Source organism: Aeromonas finlandensis, from assembly GCF_000764645.1.
Taxonomy (GTDB): Bacteria; Pseudomonadota; Gammaproteobacteria; order Enterobacterales; family Aeromonadaceae; genus Aeromonas; species Aeromonas finlandensis.
Map to the genome: position 1 here is coordinate 1 of NZ_JRGK01000209.1, position 2900 is coordinate 2900.

4 protein-coding genes are annotated in these 2900 nt (G+C 61.8%); all 4 read left to right on the forward strand.

Annotation, left to right across the window (positions count from 1 at the left end):
* The coding region (locus LD28_RS0112710) for an ATP-dependent DNA helicase (RefSeq protein ID WP_033137333.1) at positions 1–1129 on the forward strand (1129 nt) is incomplete at its 5' end.
* A gap of 90 nt (positions 1130–1219) precedes the next feature.
* Positions 1220–1921 carry a tRNA (adenosine(37)-N6)-threonylcarbamoyltransferase complex dimerization subunit type 1 TsaB gene (tsaB, locus tag LD28_RS0112715; protein WP_033137334.1) on the forward strand — a complete coding sequence of 234 codons (702 nt, stop codon included), beginning with the start codon at positions 1220–1222 and terminating at the stop codon, positions 1919–1921.
* 118 nt (positions 1922–2039) lie between these two features.
* Entirely contained in the window at positions 2040–2555 is a 516-nt protein-coding gene (locus LD28_RS0112720) for a Slp family lipoprotein (RefSeq protein WP_033137336.1), read from the forward strand.
* Between the two features lie 8 nt (positions 2556–2563).
* Positions 2564–2900 (forward strand): alpha/beta fold hydrolase (locus LD28_RS0112725; RefSeq protein ID WP_420911712.1); only part of this gene is annotated, 337 nt, incomplete at its 3' end.

Here is a 2900-nt window from a genome sequence, read left to right on the forward strand (position 1 = left end):
GGCCGAAGCCCACGACATGGCCCAGCTCGGCAAGGCGGCGGACCGGCTCGCCATCGCCAGTCAGGATCTGCGGCTCGCCTTCGGGGTGGATGGCGGTCGTGGCAATACCCGCGACATGCTGCGCCAATCGCTCTGGGGTCAGGCGCTGGCTCGTCTCAACGACGCCATCGGGCTCTGCTACGAGGTGCTCAAACTCGCGCTCGGCCGTGGCGAGCAGCTGGATCACGCCTTCGAGCGGATCTGCGAGCTGCGCACTCGCCTTGGGGAGGTGCTGGCGGTCAACCAGACCGGTTTCTCCTACTGGTATGACTGCTCGCGGCTCCATTTTTCCCTCAATTTGACCCCGCTCTCGGTGGCCGAGCGATTCAGTGCCGAGGTGCAAAAACCGGAGGTGGCCTGGGTCTTTACCTCCGCCACCCTGACGGTGGATATGCGTTTTGATCACTTCAAGGCCGAGCTGGGGCTGGCGGGCAGCGCCGAGCTTATCCTCGACAGCCCGTTCGACTATGGCGAGCAGGCGCGACTCTGTGTGCCCCGCTATCTGCCGGAGCCCAACGCCTTTGGTCGTGGCGAGCAGCTGGCCAATCTGATGATCCCGCTCATCAACAAGACACCGGGTGGCTGTTTCTTCCTCTGCACCAGCCATCAGGTGATGCGTCAGGTGGCCGAGGTGTTGCGCCGGGAGATTGGCCGTACCGTCTTGCTGCAGGGGGAGGACAACAAGCAGCGGCTGCTCAAGGAGTTTGTCGAGAATGGCCGCGCCGTGCTGGTGGCGACCAGCAGCTTTTGGGAGGGGATCGACGTGCGAGGGGCGGCGTTGTCGTGTGTTATCATCGACAAGCTGCCGTTTGCCAGCCCCGATGATCCGCTGCTCAAGGCGCGGGTGGATGATTGCAAGCTCAAGGGTGGCGATCCCTTCGCCGAACTGCAGTTGCCCAAGGCGGTGATTGCCCTCAAACAGGGGGTGGGGCGGCTTATTCGTGATCGCAGTGATCACGGGGTGCTGGTGATCTGTGATCCACGGATGGTTAACAAACCTTACGGTGCCACCTTTATCAAGAGCCTGCCCGCCATCCCTCGCACCCGGGAGTTGGGGACGCTGGGGAGCTTTTTCGATCGCGGTGAATAAGTTTGCCGCCAGCTAACAGATTTGAACAACGGGTGAGCATATCTCGCTTGCCGGTTATGTAATTGACTGATTTTATAGAGATTGGAAAGCATGAACGAGTTGAAGATCCTGGCCGTTGATACCGCCACCGAAGCCTGCTCCGCCGCCTTGCTGGTGGGTGACACGCTGTTTTCTCGCTGGGAGGAGGCGCCACGGGATCACACCCGAAAAATCCTGCCGATGGTTCAGGCTGTGTTAGACGATGCCGGGATAACCTTGAGTGACCTCGACGCTATCGCGTTCGGCCGCGGTCCGGGCTCCTTTACCGGCGTGCGGATCGGCATCAGCGTGGCGCAGGGACTGGCGTTCGGGGTGGGTGTGCCGCTGATTGGCATCTCGACGCTGGCCGCTATGGCGCAAGGCGCCTATCGACTGGATGGCGTCGAACAGGTGCTGACCGCCATCGATGCGCGGATGAACGAGGTCTATTTCGGCCGCTATGAGCTGATCGAGGGCCGCATGCAGCTGGTGGGCGACGAGGTGGTGAGCGATCCCGCGGCACTGGTTGACGTCCGTGGCAAGCTGGCGGGTCGGGTGACCTGCGTCGGCACCGGTTTTGAGACCTATGGCGAGACCCTGAGTGGTTTGGCCGATGAGCTGGCGGTGAGTCAGGTGCGCTTCCCGGCGGCAGAAGACATGCTGCCGCTGGCCCGCGCCGCCTGGCTGGCGGGGGAGGCGGTGCCGGTGGAGCAGGCGACGCCGGTCTATTTGCGTGACAAGGTGACCTGGAAAAAACTGCCGGGTCGCGAATAAGGGCAGGAGCGCTGACGTCATGTCGCTCTTGCCGCTCATCAGCTGCAACACAAGCGGATGGCCCGACGGGCCACGCTGGCAACAGGAGAGTGACATGATCCGTAATACCAGAAGCGACATGATGAAACGCGGGATGGTGGTCGGGGCGCTGGCCCTGCTGCTCGGGGCCTGTAGCTCGGTCCCCAAGGAGCTGGTCTATGAGCCAGAAAACCAGCTGGTGGCCTATCAGCCAGCCCTTGGCGGGATGGAGGGTAAACCCGCCCGCTGGAGCGGTGTGATCTCGGCGGTGCATAACAAGGCGGATCAGAGCGTCATTGAAGTGGTCTATCTGCCGCTCAAATCCAACGGTGTGCCGGAGCAGACCGAGCAGAGCCCGGGCCGCTTTCTCGCCATTATGAAGGGTTTTGTCGATCCGACTCTCTACGCCAAGGGGCGCAGCCTGACGGTGCTTGGCACCATCGGCAAGCCGGTTGATAGCCAGATTGGCGAGCACAAGTATCGCTTCTCGGTGCTCAATGTGACGGGCAGCAAGCTGTGGCCGCCAGTCAAGGAGGTGGAGGTGCGCTATATGGACCCCTACTTCTACGACCCCTTCTATGATCCCTTCTGGCCGAGACGGCCGCTGCGTCGCTAAGGCTGGCCATGATCAATCCCATGATGAGCACTGTGCACGAGCGTCTACTCACCCTGGCGGATGGTCGGCAGGTGGCCCTGCTGGAGAACCAATCCGCTGATCATGATCAGCAGGGCAAACCCCTGTTGATCGCCCTGCATGGCTGGCTCGACAACAGTGCCAGTTTCTTGCCGCTGGCGCCGCATCTGGGGGATTTTCACCTCATCTGTGTCGATCTGCCGGGGCACGGCCACTCCGATCACAAAACTACCTCTTATGTCTTTGTCGACTGGCTGGACGATCTCTACCAGATCGTCCAGGCAGCAGGCTGGTCGCGTTTCACTCTGCTTGGTCACTCCCTCGGGG